Annotated in this window: 17 protein-coding genes; 10 read left to right on the top strand and 7 right to left on the bottom strand. The window is 70.8% G+C overall.

The window, feature by feature from the left end; all coding sequences use genetic code 11:
* Positions 1-3: 3 nt before the first annotated feature.
* The 5 genes from AB0I88_RS26485 to AB0I88_RS26465 are packed head-to-tail and all read left to right on the top strand — an operon-like array spanning position 4 to position 4343.
* Positions 4-981, top strand: coding sequence for an ABC transporter permease (locus AB0I88_RS26485; RefSeq protein ID WP_361029947.1), 978 nt, complete (start codon positions 4-6; stop codon positions 979-981).
* A complete protein-coding gene (locus tag AB0I88_RS26480; RefSeq protein ID WP_361029944.1) occupies positions 978-1955 on the top strand; it encodes an ABC transporter ATP-binding protein in 978 nt (325 codons plus the stop codon). The genes AB0I88_RS26485 and AB0I88_RS26480 overlap by 4 nt, the downstream gene beginning before the upstream one ends.
* Positions 1955-3271 carry a GH1 family beta-glucosidase gene (locus tag AB0I88_RS26475; RefSeq protein WP_361029941.1) on the top strand — a complete coding sequence of 439 codons (1317 nt, stop codon included), beginning with the start codon at positions 1955-1957 and terminating at the stop codon, positions 3269-3271. The genes AB0I88_RS26480 and AB0I88_RS26475 overlap by 1 nt, the downstream gene beginning before the upstream one ends.
* Positions 3268-4092, top strand: coding sequence for a class I SAM-dependent methyltransferase (locus tag AB0I88_RS26470; protein ID WP_361029939.1), 825 nt, complete (start codon positions 3268-3270; stop codon positions 4090-4092). Before AB0I88_RS26475 ends, AB0I88_RS26470 begins: the two co-directional genes overlap by 4 nt.
* A 50-nt stretch (positions 4093-4142) precedes the next feature.
* Entirely contained in the window at positions 4143-4343 is a 201-nt protein-coding gene (locus AB0I88_RS26465; protein WP_361029937.1) for a hypothetical protein, read from the top strand.
* A gap of 6 nt (positions 4344-4349) precedes the next feature.
* Here AB0I88_RS26465 and AB0I88_RS26460 read toward each other — a convergent pair whose 3' ends face one another.
* A complete protein-coding gene (locus AB0I88_RS26460) occupies positions 4350-4871 on the bottom strand; it encodes a hypothetical protein (RefSeq protein ID WP_361029934.1) in 522 nt (173 codons plus the stop codon).
* A gap of 153 nt (positions 4872-5024) precedes the next feature.
* Between AB0I88_RS26460 and AB0I88_RS26455 the strand changes: the two genes are divergently transcribed.
* Both AB0I88_RS26455 and AB0I88_RS26450 read left to right on the top strand, forming a co-directional pair.
* The gene (locus AB0I88_RS26455; protein WP_361029931.1) at positions 5025-5978 is read left to right on the top strand and encodes an aldo/keto reductase; all 954 of its coding nucleotides are present in this window, start codon (positions 5025-5027) and stop codon (positions 5976-5978) included.
* A gap of 228 nt (positions 5979-6206) precedes the next feature.
* A complete protein-coding gene (locus AB0I88_RS26450) occupies positions 6207-8480 on the top strand; it encodes a bifunctional diguanylate cyclase/phosphodiesterase (RefSeq protein WP_361029928.1) in 2274 nt (757 codons plus the stop codon).
* A 232-nt stretch (positions 8481-8712) separates the two neighbouring features.
* On the opposite strand, the gene AB0I88_RS26445 is transcribed toward AB0I88_RS26450, so the two are convergent.
* The 3 genes from AB0I88_RS26445 to AB0I88_RS26435 form a co-directional block, all read right to left on the bottom strand.
* Complete coding sequence (locus tag AB0I88_RS26445; RefSeq protein ID WP_361029925.1) at positions 8713-11232, bottom strand: DNA topoisomerase IV subunit A; 2520 nt, start codon at positions 11230-11232, stop codon at positions 8713-8715.
* Between the two features lie 14 nt (positions 11233-11246).
* Complete coding sequence (locus tag AB0I88_RS26440) at positions 11247-13328, bottom strand: DNA topoisomerase IV subunit B (protein WP_361029922.1); 2082 nt, start codon at positions 13326-13328, stop codon at positions 11247-11249.
* A gap of 112 nt (positions 13329-13440) precedes the next feature.
* Positions 13441-14049 (bottom strand): adenylate/guanylate cyclase domain-containing protein, encoded by a 609-nt coding sequence (locus AB0I88_RS26435; RefSeq protein ID WP_361029920.1) that lies wholly within the window; start codon positions 14047-14049, stop codon positions 13441-13443.
* A 175-nt stretch (positions 14050-14224) separates the two neighbouring features.
* Between AB0I88_RS26435 and AB0I88_RS26430 the strand changes: the two genes are divergently transcribed.
* Positions 14225-17035, top strand: coding sequence for an AAA family ATPase (locus AB0I88_RS26430; RefSeq protein ID WP_361029917.1), 2811 nt, complete (start codon positions 14225-14227; stop codon positions 17033-17035).
* A gap of 175 nt (positions 17036-17210) precedes the next feature.
* Positions 17211-17981 carry a DUF5995 family protein gene (locus AB0I88_RS26425; protein WP_361029914.1) on the top strand — a complete coding sequence of 257 codons (771 nt, stop codon included), beginning with the start codon at positions 17211-17213 and terminating at the stop codon, positions 17979-17981.
* A 166-nt stretch (positions 17982-18147) separates the two neighbouring features.
* On the opposite strand, the gene AB0I88_RS26420 is transcribed toward AB0I88_RS26425, so the two are convergent.
* Genes AB0I88_RS26420 through AB0I88_RS26410 form a run of 3 tightly spaced genes read right to left on the bottom strand, consistent with a single transcriptional unit; the run spans position 18148 to position 20925 of the window.
* Positions 18148-18651, bottom strand: coding sequence for a hypothetical protein (locus tag AB0I88_RS26420; protein ID WP_361029911.1), 504 nt, complete (start codon positions 18649-18651; stop codon positions 18148-18150).
* Positions 18652-18686: 35 nt separating this feature from the next.
* A complete protein-coding gene (locus AB0I88_RS26415; RefSeq protein ID WP_361029908.1) occupies positions 18687-20234 on the bottom strand; it encodes a histidine kinase dimerization/phospho-acceptor domain-containing protein in 1548 nt (515 codons plus the stop codon).
* A complete protein-coding gene (locus tag AB0I88_RS26410) occupies positions 20227-20925 on the bottom strand; it encodes a response regulator transcription factor (RefSeq protein WP_361029905.1) in 699 nt (232 codons plus the stop codon). The genes AB0I88_RS26415 and AB0I88_RS26410 overlap by 8 nt, the downstream gene beginning before the upstream one ends.
* 54 nt (positions 20926-20979) lie before the next feature.
* On the opposite strand from AB0I88_RS26410, the gene AB0I88_RS26405 reads away from it, so the two are divergent.
* The gene (locus tag AB0I88_RS26405; RefSeq protein WP_361029902.1) at positions 20980-21681 is read left to right on the top strand and encodes a hypothetical protein; all 702 of its coding nucleotides are present in this window, start codon (positions 20980-20982) and stop codon (positions 21679-21681) included.
* Positions 21682-22390 lie beyond the last annotated feature (709 nt).

The following is a 22390-nucleotide window of genomic DNA, read 5'->3' as shown; positions in this document are numbered from 1 at the left end:
GCGATGACTGCTTCCGCTGTGACGATGGAGCAGGTGACACCGATCGCGGCGCCCGCGAAACGGCAACGGTTCCGGTTCGTCGCCAACAAGAAGGCGGCCTTCGGCCTGGTCATCCTCGCCGTCTACGGGGTGCTGGCGATCATCGGGCCGTGGATCGTCCCGTACGACCCGGGCGCCCGCGGCGGCGACCTGGTCCAGCCACCGTCCACCGAGCACTGGATGGGCACCACCCACCTGGGCCAGGACGTGTTCAGTCAGCTGCTGGCCGGCACCCGCAGCGTGATGTTCGTCGGCTTCTTCGCCGGCATCGTGGCGACCGTGCTGTCCGTCCTCATCGGGGTGACCGCCGGTTACGTCGGCGGCAAGACCGACGAGGTGCTCTCCGCGCTCTCCAACGTCTTTCTGGTGATCCCGGCGCTGCCGCTGATCATCATCATCACGTCCAGCCTGGACAATGCCGAGGACTGGCTGATCGCGCTGGTCATCGGCCTCACCTCGTGGTCCTGGAACGCCCGCGTGCTACGGGCGCAGACGCTGTCGCTGCGGCGGCGCGACTTCGTCGAAGCGGCCCGGGCCACCGGCGAGCGGACCTGGCGGGTGATCGTCTTCGAGCTGCTGCCCAACCTCACCGCGGTGATCGCCTCCGGTTTCGTCGGCACCGTCATCTTCGCGGTGCTCTCCGAGATCACCCTGGCGTTCATCGGCGTCACCTCGGCCACCACCTGGAACTGGGGCACCATCCTGTTCTGGGCGCAGGGTCAGCAGGCGCTCGCGCAGAACGCCTGGTGGTGGTTCGTGCCGGCGGGTCTGGCCATCGCGGTTCTCGGCACCGCGCTCGCGCTCGTCAACTTCGGCATCGACGAGTTCGTCAGCCCCCGGCTCCGCAGCGCCGGAAAAACCAAGATCAAGACCAACACCGGGCGTACGGTACGGATGCGCATCGGCTTCACCCCGGTCATCCGGAAGGAGCCCACCCCGTGAACGAGCCCGTTCTGGAGATCCGCAACCTGAACGTCGACTACGGTCTCGGCGATCAGGCGGTCCACGCGATCCGCGACGTCAGCCTCACCCTGCACCGCGGCGAGGTGCTGGGACTGGCCGGGGAGAGCGGATCCGGCAAGTCCACCCTCGCCTACGGCATGACCCGCCTGCTGCCGCCGCCCGGTGCGATCACCGGCGGCGAGGTGATCTACCACCCGGAGAAGGGCGACCCGTACGACGTCCTGGGCCTGACCGACCGCCAGTTGCAGGCGTTCCGGTGGGCCGAGACGGCGATCGTGTTCCAGGGCGCGATGAACTCGCTGAACCCGGTGCACAAGATCTCCACCCAGCTCACCGACGTGCTCCGGGCACACGACCCGAAGATGAGCGAGAACAGCCGCAACGCCCGGGCCCGGGAGATGCTGAAACTGGTCGGCATCGCGCCGGACCGGATGGACGCCTACCCGCACCAGCTCTCCGGCGGCATGCGGCAGCGCGTCATGATCGGCATGGCGCTGATCCTCCAGCCACAGGTCGTGATCATGGACGAGCCGACCACCGCGCTCGACGTGGTGATGCAGCGGCAGATCCTCGGCCAGCTCGTGGAGCTGCGGGAACGGCTCGGCTTCTCGGTCATCTTCATCACCCACGACCTGTCGCTGCTCGTCGAGTTCTCCAACCGGATCGCGATCATGTACGGCGGCCGGATCGTCGAGGAGGCGCCGGCCGCCGCGATCTACCGGGACGCGCTCCACCCGTACTCCTCGGGTCTGCTCGGATCCTTCCCGGCCCTGCGGGGACCGCGCCGCGAGCTGACCGGCATCCCCGGCTCGCCGCCCGACCTGAAGGGCATGCCGGGCGGGTGCTCGTTCCACCCGCGGTGCCCGAAGGCCTTCCACCCGTGTTCGGAGAGGATCCCGGTGCTCACGCCGCGCGGGGACCGCTCGGTGGCCTGCTGGCTGATGGAGAGCTGATGGAATTCACCTGGGGCGTTGCCACCTCGGCCTATCAGGTCGAGGGCGCCGCCGGCGAGGACGGGCGGACCCCGTCCATCTGGGACACGTTCGCCCGCGACGTGGTCGGCGAGACCGGCGACGTGGCATGCGACCACTACCACCGGATGCCGTCGGACGTGCAACTGATCAAGAGTCTGGGGGTGAACGCGTACCGGTTCTCGACCTCGTGGACCCGGATCCAGCCGAACGGGCGCGGTCCGGCGAATCCGGCGGGCCTGGCCTTCTACGACCGGCTGGTCGACGAGCTGCTGGGCAACGGGATCGAGCCGTGGCTGACGCTCTACCACTGGGATCTGCCGCAGGAACTGGAGGACGCCGGGGGCTGGGCCAACCGGGACACCGCCTACCGGCTCGCCGAGTACTCCTCCTTCGTCATCTCCCGTCTGGGAGATCGCGTGCGGAACTTCTCGACGGTCAACGAGCCGTGGTGCGTCGCCTACCTCGGCTACGAACACGGCGTCTTCGCGCCCGGCCGGCGGGATCCCGGTGCGGCCGTCGCGGCCACCCACCATCTGCTGCTCGGGCACGGGCTGCTGGCCTCCCAGTTGCGGTCTCCGGACAGAACGGTCAGCATCCCGCTCAACATCGGCACGGCCACCCCCGCGTCCGACGACCCGCTGGACATCGCGGCGGCCTGGCGAGCCGACGGCAACGTGGCGCGGATCTTCCTCGACCCGCTCCGGCACGGCCGGTATCCCGCGGACGTCGTCGAGGATCTCGCGGCCCGCGGCTACGAACTGCCGGTCCGCGACGGGGACATGGAGATCATCTCGACGCCGATCGACCTGCTCGGGGTCAACTTCTACTTCGGGCAGGACTTCGCCGGGCGCGACCTCGACGGCAACACCGTCGACGCGGCCGGCCGCCCGGTCGTCCGGGAGATCAAGCCGGACGCGCCGCGTACCGACCTGGGCTGGCCGGTCACCCCGGACCGGTTCACCACGCTGCTGCTGCGACTGCACCGCGACTACGGGTTCCCGCTCGTGGTCACCGAGAACGGCGCGGTCTACCCGGACCACCCGGACCCGGACGGGTTCGTCGAGGACACCGAGCGGACCGCGTACCTCGCGGCCCACGTCGACGCGGTCGCCGCGGCCCGCGCCCAGGGCGCCGACGTGCGCGGCTACTTCGCGTGGTCGCTCATGGACAACTTCGAGTGGGCCGAGGGCTACGCGAAACGGTTCGGCCTGGTGCACGTCGATTACGAGACCCAGACGCGTACGCCTAAACGCAGTGCGCTCTGGTTCCGTGATCGCATAGCGTCCGGAATATGACCGACTATCTCTCGCTGAACCGTGCCAATTGGGATGATCGGGCGGCCGCCCACGCGAGTTCGCCCGATTACGGTGTCGCCAGGTTCGCCGACGATCCGGCGTTCCTGAGCGACGTGGTGCGATTCGACCGACAACGGCTCGGCGACGTGTCCGGGCTGCGAGGCGTGCATCTCCAGTGCCACATCGGCACCGACACCGTCTCGCTGTCCCGGCTCGGCGCCGACATGACCGGCCTCGACTTCTCCGGCGCCTCGCTCACCGAAGCACGCTCCATCGCTCTCGCCGCCGGCGCCGAGATCGATTTCGTTCAAAGCGATGTGTACGCGGCCCGCGAGGCCCTGGAAGGCGAATTCGACCTGGTCTACACCGGGATCGGGGCGCTCTGCTGGCTGCCCTCGGTGCGACGCTGGGCGCAGACCGTCGCGTCGCTGCTCGCACCGGGCGGCCGGCTGTTCCTCCGTGAGGGGCACCCGGTGCTGTGGGCGCTCGACTACGACCGCACCGACGGGGTCATCGCCCTGGCCGAGCCGTACTTCGAGCAGGAACAGCCGCAGATCTACGACGAGCCGGGGACGTACGTGGCGACCGACCACGCGTTCACCCACAGCGTCACCCACGAGTGGAACCACGGCATCGGCGAGACCGTCACCGCGATCCTCGAAGCCGGGCTCGTCCTCACCGGACTCGAAGAACACCAGAGCGTGCCGTGGGACGCCCTGCCGGGACGGATGCGCCGGATCGACGGCGGTGAGTGGCAGCTCACCGAGAAGCCGGAGCGGCTGCCGCACACGTACACCCTGCAGGCCCGCAAGCCCGTTTAATGATCGCCTCCAACGGGGTATTCGCCGCTCATCCCCGTTTGGAGGCTCTCATGCGTATCGGTGCGGTTCTCATCGTCATCTGGCTCGTGCTCGGCGTCATCGCCGCCTACGAGCGCGGCTACTTCTCCGACAGCGAAGACGCCAGCTGCGCGGAGGCGGGCACGGTCATCGTCACCACCGTCGCCGGGCCGCTGAACTGGATGGGCGTCAACCCCAAGGTCAAGTGCGACGTCCCCGAGCCGAGCAAGTGATCCCCCTCATCTGAGGAAACCCCGCTCGTCGACGTGCCGGGTGGGCTCGCCGAAGAACAACTCCGGATCGGCCGGGCCCACCGCGAAGTTGAGGGTGTCCTGGCGGTACTCCCACCGGCCGCCCTCGCTCACCGGCCACGACATCCGGTAGTTCACCTGCCAGCGCAGCCACTGCCCCGGCCCCAGCCACACGCCCGGCGGACGATGGTCCCGGCCCGGGGCGCCGTGCCGGGCGAGCAGCAACTCGACCCGGACGCCCCGGTCCGCCCGGACCAGCCGCAGCCCCGACCGGCCCGCGCCCGGCTCCCGCTCCGGCGGCTCGACGTCGATCGACTCCACAGGCACGAAGTTGTTACGCTCCGTTATGGACACCTCGTGCACGACACCGGATCGGCGGCCCGGCAACCGAAACCCCACAGGCACCGCGTTACGCCGCGCCGCACCCGGCCCGCCCCGGGAGAGTCTGGTCCACTCGGTGCTCACCCACTGCGCCACGACGTCCACGACCGCCCCCTCCCGCCACGTCATCTTCGCTGCTCCGACAGCGTGAGAGCACGGATTATCCGCCTGTTGGACATTCGCCCTCCGACGGCACGCCGAACGAGATCGACCACTTGATCTGGAGCGCGCTCCAGGTTCTACGGTCGATACCGGAGAGCCCGCCACGAGGGGAGAACACTGATGGAACTGCGTGACTTCGGCCGTCTGGGACAGATCAGCGCGCTGACTCTGGGTGGTGGGGGCATCGCGGGCGTGTGGGGCGGAACCGACCGCGCCGAGGCGATCGCGACCGTCCACGCGGCACTCGACGCCGGCATCACCATGCTCGATCTGGCCCCCAGCTACGGCGCCGACTTCGAATCGGAACGCGCGACCGCCGAGGCCCTCCGACTCCGCCCCGCCCCCGACGTCATGATCACCAGCAAGGTGCAGCTGCACGACGGCGGTGACCTCCCGAACCGGATTCGCCACAGCCTCCAGGCCAGCCTCACCCGCCTGGGCCGCGACCACCTGGACCTGCTTCTGCTGCACACCCAGCTGCGCCGTGGCGGAACCACCCCACCCGAAACCGTCAGCCCCGACGATTACCGCGACGAGATCGTCGTCGCTTTCGAGGCGCTCCGCGACGAAGGCCTGATCCGCGGCTGGGGCATCACCGCGGTGGGCGACCCCACCCCCATCATCGACGCGTTCCAGCACACGCCGCGCCCCGACGCCGCCCAGATCGTCGTCAACCCGCTCCACCAGAACGGCGACCTGTGGATCCACGGCGACACGGTCCGCCCCGACAACCCGGCCCTCATCGAAGCCGCCGCCTCCGCGGGCGTCGCCGTCAGCGCCATCCGCGTCGTCGCCGCCGGCTCCCTCACCAGCACCCTCGACCGCGAAGTCCCGTCCACCCATCCCGCCGCCGTCGACTTCGCACGGGCCGAGCCGTACCGCAAACTGGCCGCCGAACTCGGCGAGACCCCCGCCGCCCTGGCCCACCGCTACGCCCTGACCGTCCCCGGAGTCTCCACCGTGGTCCTGGGTGTGAAGAACCGCACCGAACTGGCCGAATGCCTGGCCGCCGAGGCCCGCGGCCCGCTGACGCCCGACGAGATGGCGGCCGTCACCGCCCTGACCACCCGCTGACTCCGATACCGCTCCCGGCGGGCGGCCTGTCCGCCGGGCCGGCCGGAGACGAGCGCACCCCGCTGCGGATCGGGCCGAGGCGACGACCTCGGCCGATTCCTCGGCTCCGGCGCCTTGGTGCCGATGAGACGCGTGACCAGGAAGGCACTGCGTGCCCGGCTTCTCCGGCCGGGCCGTCACCCTTCCACAGCGCACGCGATTCACCGGAGCTGGAGGTCTCTGCCGCCGATGGCCGCCCGAACCCGTATCCCACTGAACCCGGTGATCTCCTGGATCGTCCTCGGGTCTTTCACCGCTGTGGTGCTGTCCACGTTCATGCTGCCGGCCGCGCCGGTGATCCAGAGCTGCATCCTGGTGGTGGCGACAGCCGGCATCTTCTACGGCGCACGCCGCAACGGTGCCGAGGACCGGCTCACCTGGCGATTCGCGTTCCTGACCGGCGCCATGGAGGTGATCGCCAACGTCATGCGCGCGGTGCTGCCGACCGGGCACGGCTGGGTCTCCTACCTGCCGGACATTCCGACGATGGCGGCCTATCTGTTCCTGATGGCCACCGTCGTCCGGATGCTGCGGCTGCACGGCCGGTTCCGCGGGCCGAGCGACTACCTCGACCTGCTGCTGGTCGGGCTCGGTCTCGCCCTCGCCGCCTGGATCCTGGTCATCGAACCGAACCTGGGCAGCGGCGCGCCGCTGTTGACCCGGCTGCTCAACACGGCCTACCCCCTGATCAGCATCATGATTCTCTTCATGGGCGGCATGTTGCTGTTCACCAGCGCGAAACTGCGGCCGGCCCTGGGCATGATGATCGCCGGCGTGGCGGCCACCGTCGCCGGTGACGTGATCTGGGCGCTGGACTCCATCGGCGCGGATCCGCCGTTGACTCTCGCGTCGGCCTGCTACGCGACCGCGGTGGCCGCGATCTGTTCGAGCAGCCTGCACCCCTCGATGCGGATCCTGACCCGGCGGGAGAAGCTGCCGGCGAAGGCGCCCAGCACCGCGCGGATGACGTGTGTGGCGTCCGCGCTGAGCGTTCCGCTCGTCACCTTCGGCCTGTATCACCCTTCGACGCTCCTGGCCTCGGCGGTCGTCATGGTTCTCAGCTGCCTGATGGGCGCCGTCGTCACCGTCCGGATGGTGACGTCGATCCGGATGTACTCGGCGATCCAGGCCCGACTCACCTGGCAGGCGAGCCACGACGCGCTGACCGGCCAGCCGAACCGGGCGCTACTGTCGGCGCAGCTCGACGAGATGCTCCAGACCCGCCGCGACGGTGTGGCCGTGCTCTTCGTCGACCTGGACCGGTTCAAGAGCATCAACGACACGTGGGGACATCCGGCCGGTGATGAACTGCTGATCAGTGTCGCGGGCCGAATCCGGGACGCGCTGCGCAGCGAGGACGTCCTCGCCCGTGCCTCCGGTGACGAGTTCGTCGCGGCATGCCCGCACATCCCGTCCCAGGAGGCGGCGATCCAGCTCGGCGAACGGGTCCTCGCCGCGTTCGCCGACGCGTTCCGGCTGGGCACGGCCGCGGTGACGGTCACCGCGTCGATCGGGGTCGCCTACGCCGCCGCCGACCGCGACGTCGACGCGGAAGAACTGCTGCGGGAGGCCGGCAACGCCATGAACCGGTCGAAGGCCGCCGGCCGCCGCACCGTCACGGTGTACGGCGGTGACCTCGCGGCGGCCACGGCCCGGCGCGCCGGGCTGGAGGAGCTGTTGCAGGGCGCCGCCGACCGCGGCGAACTGGCCATGATGTACCAGCCGATCGTCGCCCCGGACACCGGCCGTGTCCTCGGCTTCGAGGCCCTGATGCGCTGGGCGAACCCGGTATACGGGCCGGTATCCCCGGCCGAGTTCATCCGGATCGCCGAGGAATCCGGTCAGATCGTGCAGATCGGGCGCTGGTCGTTGCGACAGGCCGTCTCTCAACTGTCGCGTTTCCACCGGATCGACCCGGCGCTGACGATGAGCGTGAACCTGTCCACCCGGCAGTTGCGCGACGAGGAGCTGATCGATCTGGTGGCGGACACCCTGACCGGCAACGACGTACCGCCCCACGCGGTGTTCCTCGAGGTCACCGAAACCGCGATGATCGACGACGCGGATCAGGCGGACACCACCTTCGCCGCCCTCAAGACGGTCGGGGTACGCCTGTCGGTCGACGACTTCGGCACCGGCTACTCGTCGATGTCGTTCCTGCGCAGATACCCGATCGATCAGGTGAAGATCGACCGGTCGTTCGTGTCCGGGCTCGGGGGCAACCACGACGACGAGGCGATCTGCGCCTCGGTGGCGACCCTCGCCAGATCGATGGGCCTGCACCTGGTCGGCGAGGGTGTGGAGACCCCCGAACAGCTCGACGGCCTGATCCGGATCGGCTGCGAGAAGGCACAGGGCTGGCTGTTCGGCAAAGCGATGACCGCGCAGGACGCGACAGTGCTGCTCAGCGGTGGCGCCACCCTCCCCGGCGGCGCCGACCGGTACGCACAGGCCACCGTCTGAGCGGCGGCGGCCACCGATCTCAGCCCGGCGGCCGCGGCACGGGCGGGACCACCGAACGGGCTCGCGCGGCTCGGCGTGACAGCCCGAACGGTCCGGAACGACGAAAACCCCGTACCGGAAAGATGAGAGCGGCGGAGAGGCGGAAACTCAGCCGGGCAAGGTTCGCCGGCGGGGTGGCCCACGAAGGTTTCAAGATCTGAAGGCCTTCGTCGGCCACCCCGCACTCGACCGTCTAGTCCCGCTCGATCAGGTGCCCGACGAGCTGCGGCCCCATCAGGACGGCGACCCCCGACCCGTCCCGGCGGGCGTCCGGCTCGGGAAGCTCGACCGGCTCACCGGTGCTGCTGGCGCCGACCGGCCGCGGCCCGACCCAGGCGACGGCCAGGCGCGACTCGCCCTTGAGGAACCGCTGGACCCGCACTCCGCCGGTGGCCCGGCCCTTGGCCGGGTAGGAGGCGAAGGGTGAGACCTTGACCTGGGTCCCGGTGGAGGTGACGACCATCGGCGCGCCGTGCGCTTCGTCCGCCGTGGCGACCGCGTTGAAGGAGACCACCTCGGCGTCCGGGGCGACGTTGACGCCCGCCATGCCGCCGCCCTTGAGGCCCTGCGGCCGGACCAGTTTCGCCGGGAACCGCAGCAGGTTGGCGTCGGAGGTGATGAAGACGAGCGCCTCGTTTCCGTCGGTGAGCCAGGTGGCCTGGAGCACCTCGTCCCCCTCCTTGAGGGTGATCACCTCGAACTCGTCGGACCGCACCGGCCACTCCGGCGCGCAGACCTTGACGATGCCCTGTTTCGTGCCCATGGCGATACCTGGCGAGCCCTCCGAGGTCAGTGGCGCGAGGCCCACGACCCGTTCGCCCTGATGCAGCGGGACGATCTCGGACGCGGACATGCCGCCGCGCAGCGACACGGTGCCCGATTGTTCCGGAAGGACCGGAAGCGGCAGCACGTCGGTCTTGAACGCCCGCCCCCGGTTGGTGATCAGCAGGATCCGCCCGCGGGCCGTCGAGTGGATGACGGCCCGGACGGCGTCGTGTTTGACCCGGCCGCTACGGCTGCGGGCCTCGGTGGACTCCTCGCTCTCCGCCGCGGTCCGGGCGATCAGCCCGGTGGCCGAGAGGATGACCTGGCACGGGTCGTCGGCGACCTCCAGCGGTCCGGCCGGCACCGACGCGGCGAGGACCTCCTTGAGGTCACCGTCGATGAGGGTGGTCCGCCGGGCCGCGCCGAACTGTTTGGCGACGGCGGCCAGCTCGTCGGAGACGACCTTCTTCAGCACCGCCTCGTCGTCGAGGATGCGGCTGAGCTCGGCGATCTCGTTACGCAACCGGTCCTGTTCGGCTTCCAGCTCGATCCGGTCGAAGCGGGTGAGCCGCCGCAGCGGGGTGTCCAGAATGTACGTCGCCTGGATGTCGGAGAGCCCGAACTCGCTCATCAGCCCGGTCTTGGCGGTGGCCGCGTCGTCGCTGGCCCGGATCAGCGCGACGACCCGGTCGATGTCGATGAGCGCGATGAGCAGACCGTCGACGAGGTGCAGCCGGTCCTCGCGTTTGGTGCGCCGGAACAGCGTCCGGCGGGTCACCACGTCGTAGCGGTGCTGGACGAAGACCTCGAGAAGGGCCTTCAACCCGAGCGTACGAGGTTGGCCGTCGACGAGGACGAGGTTGTTGATGCCGAAGGAGCTCTCCAGCGGGGTCAGACGGTACAGATCGGCGAGCAGGGCCTGCGGGTTGACGCCGACCTTGCACTCGACGACGAGCCGGGTGCCGTGCTCGCGGTCGGTGAGGTCCTTGACGTCGGCGATGCCGGTGAGCCGGGCCGGCTGCCGCTGGCCACGCCGCGGGCCGGAGGTGATGACCTTGCCCTTCACCTCGTCGGTGATCGCCTCGATGATCTTCTCGGCGCCGATGCCGTAGGGCAGCTCGGTGATGGTGATGGCCTGCCGGCCGCGGCCGCCCTCGAGGGGGCCGGTCTCGGCACGGGCCCGGATCCGGACGACGCCGCGGCCGGTCTCATACGCCCGGCGCACCTCGTCGAGGCCGAGCAACTGGCCGCCGGTCGGCAGGTCGGGGCCGGGCACGTAGCGCATCAGCTCGTCGAGGTCGGCCCCGGGTTTGCGGATGAGCAGCCGGGCGGCGGCCACCACCTCGCCCAGGTTGTGCGGGATCATGTTGGTCGCCATCCCGACCGCGATGCCGGACGTGCCGTTGACCAGCAGGTTCGGGAAGGCGGCGGGCAGCACCCTGGGCTCGAGCTCGTTGCCGTCGTAGGTGGGCTTGAAGTCGACGGTGCCCTCGCCGAGCTCGCCGACGAGCAGCATCGCCTCGCGGGACATCCGTGCCTCGGTGTAACGCGCGGCCGCCGGTCCGTCGTCTGGGGACCCGAAGTTGCCGTGGCCGTCGATGAGCGGCGTGTTGAGCGAGAAGTCCTGAGCGAGCCGCACCAGCGCATCGTAAATTGCGACATCTCCATGCGGATGGTACTTGCCCATTACATCACCGACAACTCGGGCAGACTTCACATAGGGCCGGTCGGGGCGGTGGCCCTGCTCGGACATGGACCACAGGATCCGCCGGTGCACCGGCTTGAGGCCGTCGCGGGCGTCGGGCAGAGCACGCGAGTGGATGACCGAGTACGCGTACTCCAGGTAGGAGTCCTCCACCTCGGTGACCAGTGGGTTGTCGATGATCCGGGCGCCGGCCTGGTCGAACGCTGACAGGTCGACGCGCTTGTCGGTTTTGCGGCGTGCCATTGGTGGAGAACCTCTCAGGCGTCGATCGTCTCTTGGTCGATCCGGCCGGCGGCCTCGATCAACCAGTTCTTACGGGGTTCGACCCGCTCACCCATCAGCAGTTCGAGGGTGGCTTCGGCTTTTTCGGCGTCCTCGATGGTGATCCGCCGCACGGTCCGCTCGGCCGGGTTCATCGTGGTGTCCCACAGTTCGTCGGCGTCCATCTCACCGAGGCCCTTGAACCGGACCACCGGCTTGTGCACCTGCTTGCCGGAGCGCTCCAGCCTGCCGACCGTTCTCTCCATCTCCTCCTGGGTGTAGGTGAAGACGGTCTCCGTGTTACGGCCCTTGGTGACGACCTTGTGCAGCGGGGGCATCGCGGCGAAGAGCCGGCCGTGCTCGATGACGGGCCGCATGTACTTGGCGAACAGCGTGATCAGCAGCGTCCGGATGTGCGAGCCGTCGACATCCGCGTCAGCCATGATCATGACACGGCCGTAGCGCATCGAGCTGATGTCGAAGGTGCGGCCGGAGCCGGCGCCGAGCACCTGCACGATGGCCGAGCACTCGGCGTTGTCCAGGACCTGCTGGAGACTGGCCTTCTGCACGTTGAGGATCTTGCCGCGGATGGGGAGCAGCGCCTGGTACTCCGAGGAGCGGGCCATCCGGGCGGTGCCGAGGGCCGAGTCACCCTCCACGATGAACAGCTCGGAGCGGTCGATGCCGATGGCCCGGCAGTCGACCAGCTTGGCCGGCATGGACGCGCCCTCCAGGGCGGTCTTGCGGCGGGCCGCGTCCTTCTGCTGCTTCTGGGTGAGGCGGACGCGGGCCGCGTCCACCACCTTCTGCAGGACGGTGCGGGCCTCCGTCTTGGTGCGCCGGCCGTCGATCCAGTCCTTGAGGTACGCCTCGACGAGCCCCTGCATGACCCGGGCGACACCGGCCGTGGACAGCTCGTCCTTGGTCTGCGAGGTGAACTGCGGCTCCGGCACGCGGACGTGGATGACCGCGGTCATGCCCTCCAGGAAGTCGTCCAGGACGGGCGGCTCCTCCTTGGGCTTGAGCAGGGCGCGGGCGTTGCGGATCGCCTCGGTGAGAGCGCGGACCAGGGCCCGCTCGAAGCCCTTGCGGTGGGTGCCGCCGTGCATGTTGCGGATGGTGTTGGTGAAGCACTCGACGGTGCGCTCGTAGCCGGTGCCCCAGCGGAAGGCGACCTCGATCTGCGCGGTCCGCACGACGTTGGACTGCATCACGCCGTTGGCGTCGGCGGCGTTCTCCTTGTACGTCCCCTCGCCGGTGACCATCAGCACACCGGAGACCGGCTTGTCGGACGGCGGGGTGAGGAACTCCACCATGTCGGCCAGGCCGTTGGGGTAGTGGAACGTCTCGGTGGCCGGCTCCTCGGCGGTCGCGTCGAAGAGCGTGTACTGCACGCCGGGGACCAGGAACGCGGTGTTGCGCAGCTTGGTCCGCACGGCGTCGACGTCGAGGCGGGCGCCGGTCTCGAAATACCGGGCGTCGTACCAATACCGGATGGAGGTGCCGCTGGGCTCGCCCCGCTTCATCCGGCGGACCACGCGCAGACCGGGCTCACGGGTGAACGCCGCGTCCGGCCCGGGGCCGTCGAAGACGCCGGGCACGCCGCGCTGGAAGGAGATCTCGTGGACCTTGCCGTCCCGCTTCACGGTGACGTCGAAGCGCAGCGACAGGGCGTTGACCGCGGAGGCGCCGACGCCGTGCAGGCCGCCGGAGGTCTTGTAACCGGAGCCGCCGAACTTGCCGCCGGCGTGCAGCCGGGTGAGCACCAGCTCGACGCCGCTCAGGCCGGACTTGGCGTGCACGTCGGTGGGGATGCCCCGGCCGTCGTCGTCGACCTGGACCGAACCGTCCGAGTGCAGGGTCACCGCGACCCGGGTGGCATGCCCGGCGACACCCTCGTCGGTGCAGTTGTCGATGATCTCGTTGGCCAGGTGGTTGATGCCCCGGCCGTCGGTGGAGCCGATGTACATGCCTGGGCGTTTCCGGACAGCGTCCAGCCCTTCCAGGTGCGTGAGGTCGTCAGCCCCGTACAAGGTCTCTGGCTGTGCGGTCACGAGGCGGCACTCCCGATCGGCCATGGGTGGTCAAGTCGGCGCGAGCCTACCCGGCGCCTCCGACACTTCTGCCCCAGGCGAGCCAGGTCCAGGCCATGCCGAGGCCGGAACCGGGAGAAACAACGACAAAAGTGTCCTACGCCACGATCGCCAGAGGCGCGGTCTGCGGCTGCAACGCTCGCCAGAGGTCCAGCGGATAGGACTTGCCCGGAACCGAGACCGGCGGCAACTCCTGGTAGGCGATGAGCTCGTCGGTGACCTCCCGGGTCGCCGAGCAGACCACCACGGTGTCGTGCGGCGCGTACGCCTGCAGCCGGGCCGCCGTGCTCACCACACTGCCGCTGATCATCGCGTAGCCGCCGTCGAAGGCCGCCATCGGGTCGACGATCACCTCTCCGGTGGCCAGCCCCACCCGGGTGCGGACCGGGAACCTGCCGGCCAGGAGTCGCCCCCTCAACGTCTCCTGAACCGACAGGCCCGCTCGTACCGCGGAGGCGGCGGCCTCGGGACCGAACCCGTCCTCCGCGGCGCCGAACACCGCCATCACCGCATCACCCACGTACTTCTCGACGATGCCGCCGCAGTCGCGAACCACCCCGGACACGGCCGAGAAGTAGTCCCGCTGCAGCGCACGCACCTCCGCGCAGTCCAGCCGGTCCACCAGAGCGGTGAAGCCGACGATGTCGATGAACAGCACGGTTACGGTCTGTCGCCGCTCCTGTACGGCGGTAGTGACGGTGGTCATGTCTCACGCTCCCCCAGATCACTGCGTTGACCGGGAGTACGGTGCCAGCCCGGAACAAGACGCGGATCCGCAGAACTACCTATCTCCGTCAGCATCGATTTCCGTCGTTTCTGTGACGTGAAACAGTCCGAACCGACGACAACGTGATACGCCGATACGGATTAGGCTGCCGGACATGGCCAGACAGGGGGACGACGGGCCGCTTGTCGGGCGCACCGGCACGCTGGCCGACATCCAGTCCTTCCTGCGCGACGTCGGCCCCGGTGGGACAGCCGCGGTGTTCGTGACCGGGGAGAGCGGCATCGGCAAGAGCCGGCTGCTGCGGGAGACCGCCGACGCCTTGCGCGGGACGGGCTTCGCAGTGCTCTTCGGCACATGTCTCGACATCGGGGACGCGTCACCGCTGCACCCGGTGCTGCAGGCGTTGCGCCGCCACGACGGCAGCGGCCCGGCCGCGGACGCCGACGACGCCGGCGCGCTGCTCGACCGGGTCTCGCGCGACCTGCGCCGGATCGCCGGCGACCGGCAGCTGCTGCTCGTGCTCGACGATCTCCAGTGGGCCGACCGCAGCACCCGGCAACTGCTGCTCTACCTGCTCGCCGGTCTCGGTGAGGTCCGGGTGTCGGTGCTCGCCGCGATCCGGGCCGAGGCGCTGCACGGGACCCACCCGCTGCGCCGGGTGCTCGCCGAGCTGCGCCGCCTGCGTTCCGTGCGGGTGGTGGACCTGGCCCCGCTCAACCAGCGGCAGACCCACGAGCTGGTCACCGCGATCGTCGGCGGCACCGTGGCGGTGGAGGACGCCGAGCGGGTCTTCAAACGCAGCGGCGGCAACCCGTTCGTCGTCGAGGAACTGGCCCGTGACCTGCGCGACGGCCGGGTCGAGCTGTCCGACACGCTGCGTGAGATCTTCCTGTCCAGGGTGGACGAGCTGCCGCCGAACGCGCACACCGTGGTGCACGCCATCGCGGCCGGAGTGGAGCCGGTCGAGCACGCCGTGCTGGCCGGGGTCGTGCCGCTGCCGGAGGAACAGCTCATCGAGGCGATCCGGGCCGCGGTCACGCACCGGTTCGTGGCGCGCGACGGCGACGGCTACAAGCTGCGGCACCGGCTGGTCGCCGAGGTGCTGGAGCAGGAGGTGCTGCCCGCCGAGGCGGCGTCGCTGCACCGGCGGTACGCGGAGGCCCTGGAGTCGATCGACGGCGAGCCGGACAACGCCCGCCTGGCGTACCACTGGCAGCGGGCCGGGGAGCCGGGCCGGGCACTGCCCGCCGTGGTGGCCGCCGCCCGCACCGCCGAGAGCATGTACGGCTTCGCCGAGGCGCACCGCTACTGGACCATCGCGCTGCAGCTCACCGAGGAGGCCGACCGCCGGCGTACCGAACTGCTGGCGAACGCCGCCGAGTCGGCCCACCAGTGCGGCGAGCACCTGCTGGCGCTGGCCCGGCTGGAGGAGCTGGCCGGACGGCCCGACGCGCCCGGGCAGGCCGGAGTGCACCTGCGGCGAGCCCGCTACCTCGCGGCCGCCGGGCGATCGGCGACCGCCGAGACCGAGTACCACCGGGCCCTGGAGGCGCCGGACTGCACGCCGCGCCAGCGGGCCTCGGCGGCGGCCTACCTGGCCGAGCTGCTCCTGCATCTGGGGCGGTACGCGGACGCCAACCAGCACGCCCGCGACGCCCTGGAGCTGGCCGCGGTGAACGGGGCGACCGCCGACCTGGTCCGGGCGAGCGCCGCGCTGGGCTTCAGTGCCGCGCTGCGGGAGGATCCGGACGCGGGTCTGGCCGTCATCCGGCACGGGGTGGAGATCGCCGAACGGTCCGGCCACCCGGACGACCTCGGGGTGGCGTACCTCCACCTCGCCGAACTGCTGGCCGGCCCGCTGAACAGCGTCGAGGAGGGGATCCTGGTGGCCCGCCGCGGCGCGGACAAGCTGTCCTCGCTCGGCGTCGGCCGGACCTACCAGACCCGGCTGCTGGCGATCGCGGCGAACGGACTGTTCCGAATCGGACAGTGGGCCGAGGCGGACGCGGTGCTGGACAGCGCGATGCGCAACCGCCCGTCCGGAGCGGACGCGGTCGAGCTGCTGCTGGCCCGGTGCCGGCTCTGGGTCGGTTTCGGCGAGCTGGACAAAGCCCGCGCCGCCCTGGACGCGGCGGCGACCCTGCTGGCCGGCGGCGGCGCGCGGCACGTGCTGCCGATGCTGACGTTGCGGGCCGGCCTGGCCATGTGGCAGGGCGAGCACGCCGCCGCGCGGGCCGCCGTGCAGCGTGGGCTCACCGAGAGCCGCTCCGACGATCTGGTACTGCTGAGCGTGCTGGCCTGGCACGGGCTGCGCGCCGAGGCGGAGGCGCACGTGGCCGGCCAGACGGTCGACCCGGGGGCCGTGCGCCGCCTGCGGACGGTGATGGAGCGCCTGGTCAAGGGGGTGGTGGACGCGTCGCCCGCGGTTCGTGCGGTGGTCGACGGCTACCTCGACCTGTGCGCCGCGGAGCTGAGCCGGGTCGAGGACCGGCACGATCCGGAACCGTGGGCGAGGGCGGTGGCGACCTGGGACCGGCGCCAGCAGCCGTACCCGGCGGCCTACTCCCGGCTCCGGCACGCCGAGGCCACGCTGCAACGCCGGCTCCGCCGGCCGGTGGCGATCTCCGGGCTCCGGCAGGCGTACGCGACCGCGACCGCGATGGGCGCCCGTCCACTCACGAGCGAGATCGTGGGGGTCGCTCAGCGGTTCCGGGTCGCGCTGGCCGACGACGCGCAGACGGTGCCGATGCCGGTGCCCGAGCAGCCCGTCGACGAACTCTCCTCGCTGACCGGCCGCGAACGCGAGGTGCTGGCCGCGGTGGCGGAGGGCTTGACCAACCGGGAGATCGGTGAGTTGCTCTTCATCAGCGAGCGCACCGTCGGCGTGCACCTCGGGCACATCTTCGACAAGCTCCAGGTCCGGACCCGGGTGCAGGCCAGTCGCGTTTTCCTGACAGCAGCCTGACCAGGCAATCGTTACCTCGCCGTGACATACGTACGCGGAATACGTAGTTCTACCGATCCGATCGGCGGACCCCCGGTGGAAGTGTGTGTCGCACGGGGGAGCACCGCCCGGCGACCAGCTTCGCCGGGCGGTGCTGGGGGCCCTCCGCTGTCTTGCATCATTCACGGAGGAACCGATGACCCAGCCCATCTGGGGCCCCGTTCAGCAGGAGATGTCCGACATCCTGCAACGGCACCCCGACGACGTGCCCGGAGTGGTTGACCAGCTGGCGAAGCTTCAGGAAGTCCTGTGCCAGGTGCCGCCGTTGCTCCACAGCAACCCGCTGGCCGACTTCAACAAGCTCTACCTCACCATCACCGAGAACGTGCTCGAGCGTCTCTACGCCGGCAAGTTCAAAGATCCGGCGTTCCTGGCCCGGCTCGATGTCGAGTTCGCGGCGCGTTACTTCGACGCGCTGCGCTACTGGACCGAGGCCAGCCCGGCCTGCCCGGGCGTCTGGGCCGGCCTGTTCTGCCGGGTGCCCGGGCCGGACGCCCGCGCGCTCCCGTCGGCGGTCGCCGGCGTCAACGCGCACATCAACTTCGACCTGCCGTTCGCACTGGTGACCACCTTCGACCATCTGGGCAGCGACCCGGTCGACGGCAGCGACCAGCACCACGACTACCTCCAGGTCAACGACATCTTCGCCGAGGAGATCCCCGGTCTGCGCCGCGGTTACCTGGACCGCTGGCAGCTGCTCATCGACACGATGAACGGCGACCTGGACGACTGGTGGCAGGGCGAGATGGTGGAATACACCCGCAATGTCGCCTGGCGCAATGCCCAGCGGATCTGGGCTCTGCGGCACGACCTGATCGAGCTCGACAAGGAGCGGCGGCGGCTGGACAAGACCGCCACCGGCCTCGGCAAGCTCCTTCTGTCGCCCTTCGGCGGATTCCTGCAATAACCACCCCGGTAACTCGGTCCCGCGGGGGGCGGGCCGAGTGTGGGGACCATCGGCTGGGGCCGGCCCGAGGGGCGGGCCGGCCTCGGCCGATGATGGTCACCCGCTTCATCAGCACCGGACAGGGGCCGACGTCACCCGCTTCATCAGGGCCGCCCAGGAGCCGACATCAACCCACGATGATCAGGCGGGCCGTGGTGGTGGAGCCGTCACGGACCCCGCCGACACCGACGGTCGCGCCCACGGTCACGGCGCTGCGCTCGGTCTTCTCCCGTTTCACCCGGTCCACCACGCGCAACGGGTCGCCGAAGGTCCACGAGCCCTCGAAGCCGTCGGACGACTTCACGGTGAACCGGTCACCCTCCACTGCGATCACCTCGCCGCGCTGCACCACGATCGTGCGCGTGCCTCCGTCACGCGTCTCCACGACCACCTCGCCGTGCAACGCGTTCTTCCGCAACAGTTTGCGGACGGCGTGCGGCCGCGCCTTCCCCGGGCCGGCGGACGGTCCGGCGGACGGTCCGCCGGCGAGCTCCTCGGTGAAGCCGACCTCCTGCAGAGCGACCGCTTCGGCGGCGACGTCAGCCACGGTCTCCGGCGCTGCCCGCGGCGCGCCACACCCGGCCAGGGCCAGGACGATACAGAGGATCAAAACCTTCGGGGTACGTGTCATGCCCACGATCCTGAGCCGCCCGCGATCGGGAAACGTCAGCCCATTGTTCGGGACCGGTAAAGCTCCACGGTGAACATGGCGCCGCCCTCCGGGGCGTGACCGGCCGTGATCCGCCCACCGAGCCGGGTCACGAGACGGGCCGCCAGCGCCAGCCCGAGCCCGCTGCCCACCGCGCGGACGCCCCGGTAGCGCCGGTTCAGCTCGCCCCGCTCGAACGCCACGGCCAGATCGTCGTCGGTGAACCCCGGCCCACCGTCACGGACCTCGACGATCCCGCCCTCCACGAGCCTGCCCTCCCGGCCGTACACGTCCCTGCCGTACGTATCACCGCCACGCCCGTCACCGCCACGCCCGTCACCGCCACGCGCGTCACCGCCGTGCACGTCCTGGCCAGGCGCGGCCTGGTCAGGGGCCATCCGGTCGGGAGCCGGCTCGGACCGGGCGCCCCCGGCCGGCCGGGCCGCCAGGATCAGCGGCGCACCCGCCGGGACCACGCGCAACGCGTTCTCGCAAAGGCCGTCGATCACCTGCCGGATCCGCCCGGCATCGGTGTGGACGAGGACCGGCCCGTCCGGCGTCTCGACGGTCAGCGCCGGGCCGTCGGCGCCGCATCGGGCCGCCCACGCCCGGCCGGCGTCGCGGACCAGCTCGGCCAGGTCCACCTCGGTCACGTCGATCGGCAGGTCGGCGGCTTCCAGACGGGAGAGCACCAGCAGGTCGGAGATCAACCGGTCCAGCCGCTGCGCCTCGCCGAGCATGGTGGCGCCCGCGCCGGTGGTGTCGCCGCCGGCGATCACGCCGTCGGCGAGGGCCTCCGCGTAACCCCGGATGGTGGCCAGCGGGGTGCGCAGCTCGTGGGACACCGACAGCAGGAAGTCGCGCTCCCGGCCCTCGCTGGTCTGGAGCGCCGCGGCGAGCTGGTTGAACGCGTCGGCGAGCCGGGCCGCCTCGGACGGGCCGGCCCGGGAGATGCGCACCGAGCGGTCCCCGGCGGACAGCCGGGTGGCGGCGGCCGCGGCCCGTGCGATCGGCCGGGTCACGACGCGGGCCAGCACGGTGCCCGCGAGAACCCCACCGGCCAGGCCGATGACCAGGGCGACCCAGACCCCGCCGAGCACCCGGGCGGCCAGGTTGGTGGCGACCTTGCGGGTCAGCACGACGCCGCCGGCACGGCCGGGCAGCGGCCGTGCCGCGACGAACGACAGCCGCCCGTCGACCTGGCCGCGGGTGTCGACGGTCTCCCCCGCGACCACCCGGCGCACCACCCGCGGTGGAAGCCCCGCACGGTCGGCGCGGCCGTTGCGGATCAGGTAGATCTCGACGCCCTCGGCGCGCAGCCGATCGACGATCCGGGCCCGGACGGCGGGGCGCTCGTCGGTGAGCAACTCGACCGCGAGCACGGTCTGATTCATCAGCTCGGTGCGGATCTGGGCGTTCACCGACCGGACCGCGATCGGCACGGCCACCAGCGTGGTCACGAACACCGAGACGACCGCGGTGGCGGTGGTGACCAGGACCGCGCGGCCGGTCAGCGTGGTGAGGTGGCGCCGCAGCGCCGGGGCCCACGCCCGGGGTCTAGGCATCGGCGGTGTACCCCACGCCGCGGACCGTCCGGATGAGGACGGCGGCCGGGCCGAGCTTGGCGCGGACCTGCGCCACGTGCACGTCGACCGTCCGGGTCCCGGCGTGCGAGGCGTAACCCCAGACGGCGGCCAGCAGCTCCTCCCGGGTGAAGACCCGGCCGGGCCGTCCCACCAGGTGCGCCAGCAGGTCGAACTCGGTCGCCGTGAGGGTCAGCGGCCGCCCGTCCAGGGCCGCGGACCGGCGGCCGGGGTCCAGTGTGACCGGCCCCAGGCTGCGCACCCGCTCCGCGCCGGCCGGGCCGGACGCCCGCCGCAGCAGCGCCTTGACCCGGGTGACCAGCTCGCGGGGGCTGAACGGCTTGGTGACGTAGTCGTCGCCGCCCAGCTCCAGGCCGAGAATGCGGTCCACCTCGTCGTCCCGCGCGGTCAGGAAGATCACCGGGGTCCAGTCGTCGTCGGCACGCAGGCGGCGGCAGATCTCGGTGCCGTCCAGGCCGGGCAGCGCGATGTCCAGGATGCACGCGACCGGGCGCAACCGCCGGGCGGCGGCCAGACCGGCCGCGCCGTCGTGCTCGACCTGCACGCCGAAGCCCTCCCGGCTCAGGTAGAGCCGGACCAGGTCGGCGATCGGCCGCTCGTCCTCCACCACGAGGACCAGTCCCCTGCCCGCCGCGTCCGTCACGGCACTCATCATGCCGCGCGGCCGGGCGCGGCGGCGTACGAGGAAGGTAAGGTCTGCGACGGGATGCGAGAGATCGCTTGTGATGAATCCGGGTACGAGGGCGAGCGCTTGATCGGCTCGACCACCGCCCTGTTCGCGCACGCCTCGGTGCTGCTCAGCGAGCCGGCCGCGATCCTGGCCGAGCTGCGCGCCCGGGTCCGCTCCCCCGCCACCCAGTACAAGGCGAACCATCTGCTGCGGGAGAAGAACCGCCCGGTGCTGGACTGGTTCCTCAGCGAGTCCGGCCCGATGCACGGCAACGGCCGTGTCTTCCTGCTGGACAAACGCACGTTCGTCCGGGAGGCGGTGCGGGAGGCGCTCGGCGTCGAACTTCCGGACAGTGGCCTGGCACTGGGCAACGAGGTGTTGCGCGCCCGCGGCCGCCCGGACGGGGATCTGCCCGGCGGGGCGGAGTTCCGGGAGTGGCTGGCGGCCGACCCGGTGGGTCGTTCGGTGCTGGATCCGCTGGTGCCGGCTCTGGTCGCGGCGGTCCGGTACTGGGGTCCGGTGGCCGTCGCGCACGACCGGCAGACGCAGTTGCCGCCGCGCCGGGTGGATCTGGTGCGGGAGCGCTGCGGTGGCGATCTGCTCGGCCTGCGGTTCCTGGACGCCGGCTCGCACCCGCAGATCCAGCTCGCCGACATGCTGGCCGGCACGGTCCGGCATCTGGCGGAGAACGGCGGCCCTCGATCCCGTGAGCTGATCGCGCCGTACCTCCTGGATTGACTCGACCGGGTGATGTGTGCGTTCCGCCCCATCTTGTGCGACGTCCTGGCCGTCCCTGTCCTGAGCTGCGCGCGGCTCGCCGTGGGCGCGCTCCCAGAATTGGCCTGGAAGCACTTTCATCTCGTGCTATAAAGGCGAAAGCGCCCAGCGGCCGGGCGCCCGCGAGCGTGGCCTCAGCGAGCCCGGCGCCGGTGGAGCCCGCCCGCCCGGACCCGCCACCACGCGGCCGAGAGCCGGGCGAGGCGTCGCACACGGGGGGATGCCTCGCCCACCGACGTAACCGGGCCGTCCGCTTCACCGCGGACGGCCCGGCCCGGGTCTTCGGATCGGCGGTTGGAGCGCAGCCCTCATCCGGCAGAAGAAGGGCTGTCACGCGGGTATTGATCGCCGAGGATCACCGGTAACCGGCGGAGACGCCCCCACCGGGCCCACGCCGGAGGACCGGCGTCGACGGCACGCCGATTTCGATGACGAATTCTCGTCCACGCTCGTTGACAACGAACGCGAGCTCCGCGATGACTTCGCCGAGGAACTCGTCCGATAAAGGAGTTCGTCGCGGAGAACAACAAGCCGCCCCAAGAAATGGGAGCGGGCGCACCTCGGTCAGAAGCCCAGCTTCTTCTTCACAACGGTGCGGCACCTGGAGCATTTCAACTGGTTGGTGGTGTACTGCTGCAGTGTGTACCTGTCACAGATCGGACACTTGTAA

This window comes from Actinoplanes sp. NPDC049802, assembly GCF_040656595.1.
Taxonomy (GTDB): Bacteria; Actinomycetota; Actinomycetes; order Mycobacteriales; family Micromonosporaceae; genus Actinoplanes.
The sequence above is the reverse complement of the archived record's forward strand: the minus strand, read 5'-3'. Positions and strand labels throughout refer to the sequence as shown.

Excerpts from the sequence above, each read along its gene's own strand:
- AB0I88_RS26455 (WP_361029931.1), top strand. The coding sequence starts at position 5,025 with ATGGAACTGCGTGACTTCGGCCGTCTGGGACAGATCAGCGCGCTGACT.
- AB0I88_RS26485 (WP_361029947.1), top strand. The coding sequence starts at position 4 with ATGACTGCTTCCGCTGTGACGATGGAGCAGGTGACACCGATCGCGGCG.
- AB0I88_RS26420 (WP_361029911.1), bottom strand. The coding sequence starts at position 18,651 with ATGACACGTACCCCGAAGGTTTTGATCCTCTGTATCGTCCTGGCCCTG.
- AB0I88_RS26450 (WP_361029928.1), top strand. The coding sequence starts at position 6,207 with ATGGCCGCCCGAACCCGTATCCCACTGAACCCGGTGATCTCCTGGATC.
- AB0I88_RS26460 (WP_361029934.1), bottom strand. The coding sequence starts at position 4,871 with ATGACGTGGCGGGAGGGGGCGGTCGTGGACGTCGTGGCGCAGTGGGTG.
- AB0I88_RS26410 (WP_361029905.1), bottom strand. The coding sequence starts at position 20,925 with ATGAGTGCCGTGACGGACGCGGCGGGCAGGGGACTGGTCCTCGTGGTG.
- AB0I88_RS26415 (WP_361029908.1), bottom strand. The coding sequence starts at position 20,234 with ATGCCTAGACCCCGGGCGTGGGCCCCGGCGCTGCGGCGCCACCTCACC.
- AB0I88_RS26445 (WP_361029925.1), bottom strand. The coding sequence starts at position 11,232 with ATGGCACGCCGCAAAACCGACAAGCGCGTCGACCTGTCAGCGTTCGAC.
- AB0I88_RS26425 (WP_361029914.1), top strand. The coding sequence starts at position 17,211 with ATGACCCAGCCCATCTGGGGCCCCGTTCAGCAGGAGATGTCCGACATC.
- AB0I88_RS26465 (WP_361029937.1), top strand. The coding sequence starts at position 4,143 with ATGCGTATCGGTGCGGTTCTCATCGTCATCTGGCTCGTGCTCGGCGTC.
- AB0I88_RS26440 (WP_361029922.1), bottom strand. The coding sequence starts at position 13,328 with ATGGCCGATCGGGAGTGCCGCCTCGTGACCGCACAGCCAGAGACCTTG.
- AB0I88_RS26405 (WP_361029902.1), top strand. The coding sequence starts at position 20,980 with ATGCGAGAGATCGCTTGTGATGAATCCGGGTACGAGGGCGAGCGCTTG.
- AB0I88_RS26435 (WP_361029920.1), bottom strand. The coding sequence starts at position 14,049 with ATGACCACCGTCACTACCGCCGTACAGGAGCGGCGACAGACCGTAACC.
- AB0I88_RS26475 (WP_361029941.1), top strand. The coding sequence starts at position 1,955 with ATGGAATTCACCTGGGGCGTTGCCACCTCGGCCTATCAGGTCGAGGGC.
- AB0I88_RS26470 (WP_361029939.1), top strand. The coding sequence starts at position 3,268 with ATGACCGACTATCTCTCGCTGAACCGTGCCAATTGGGATGATCGGGCG.
- AB0I88_RS26430 (WP_361029917.1), top strand. The coding sequence starts at position 14,225 with ATGGCCAGACAGGGGGACGACGGGCCGCTTGTCGGGCGCACCGGCACG.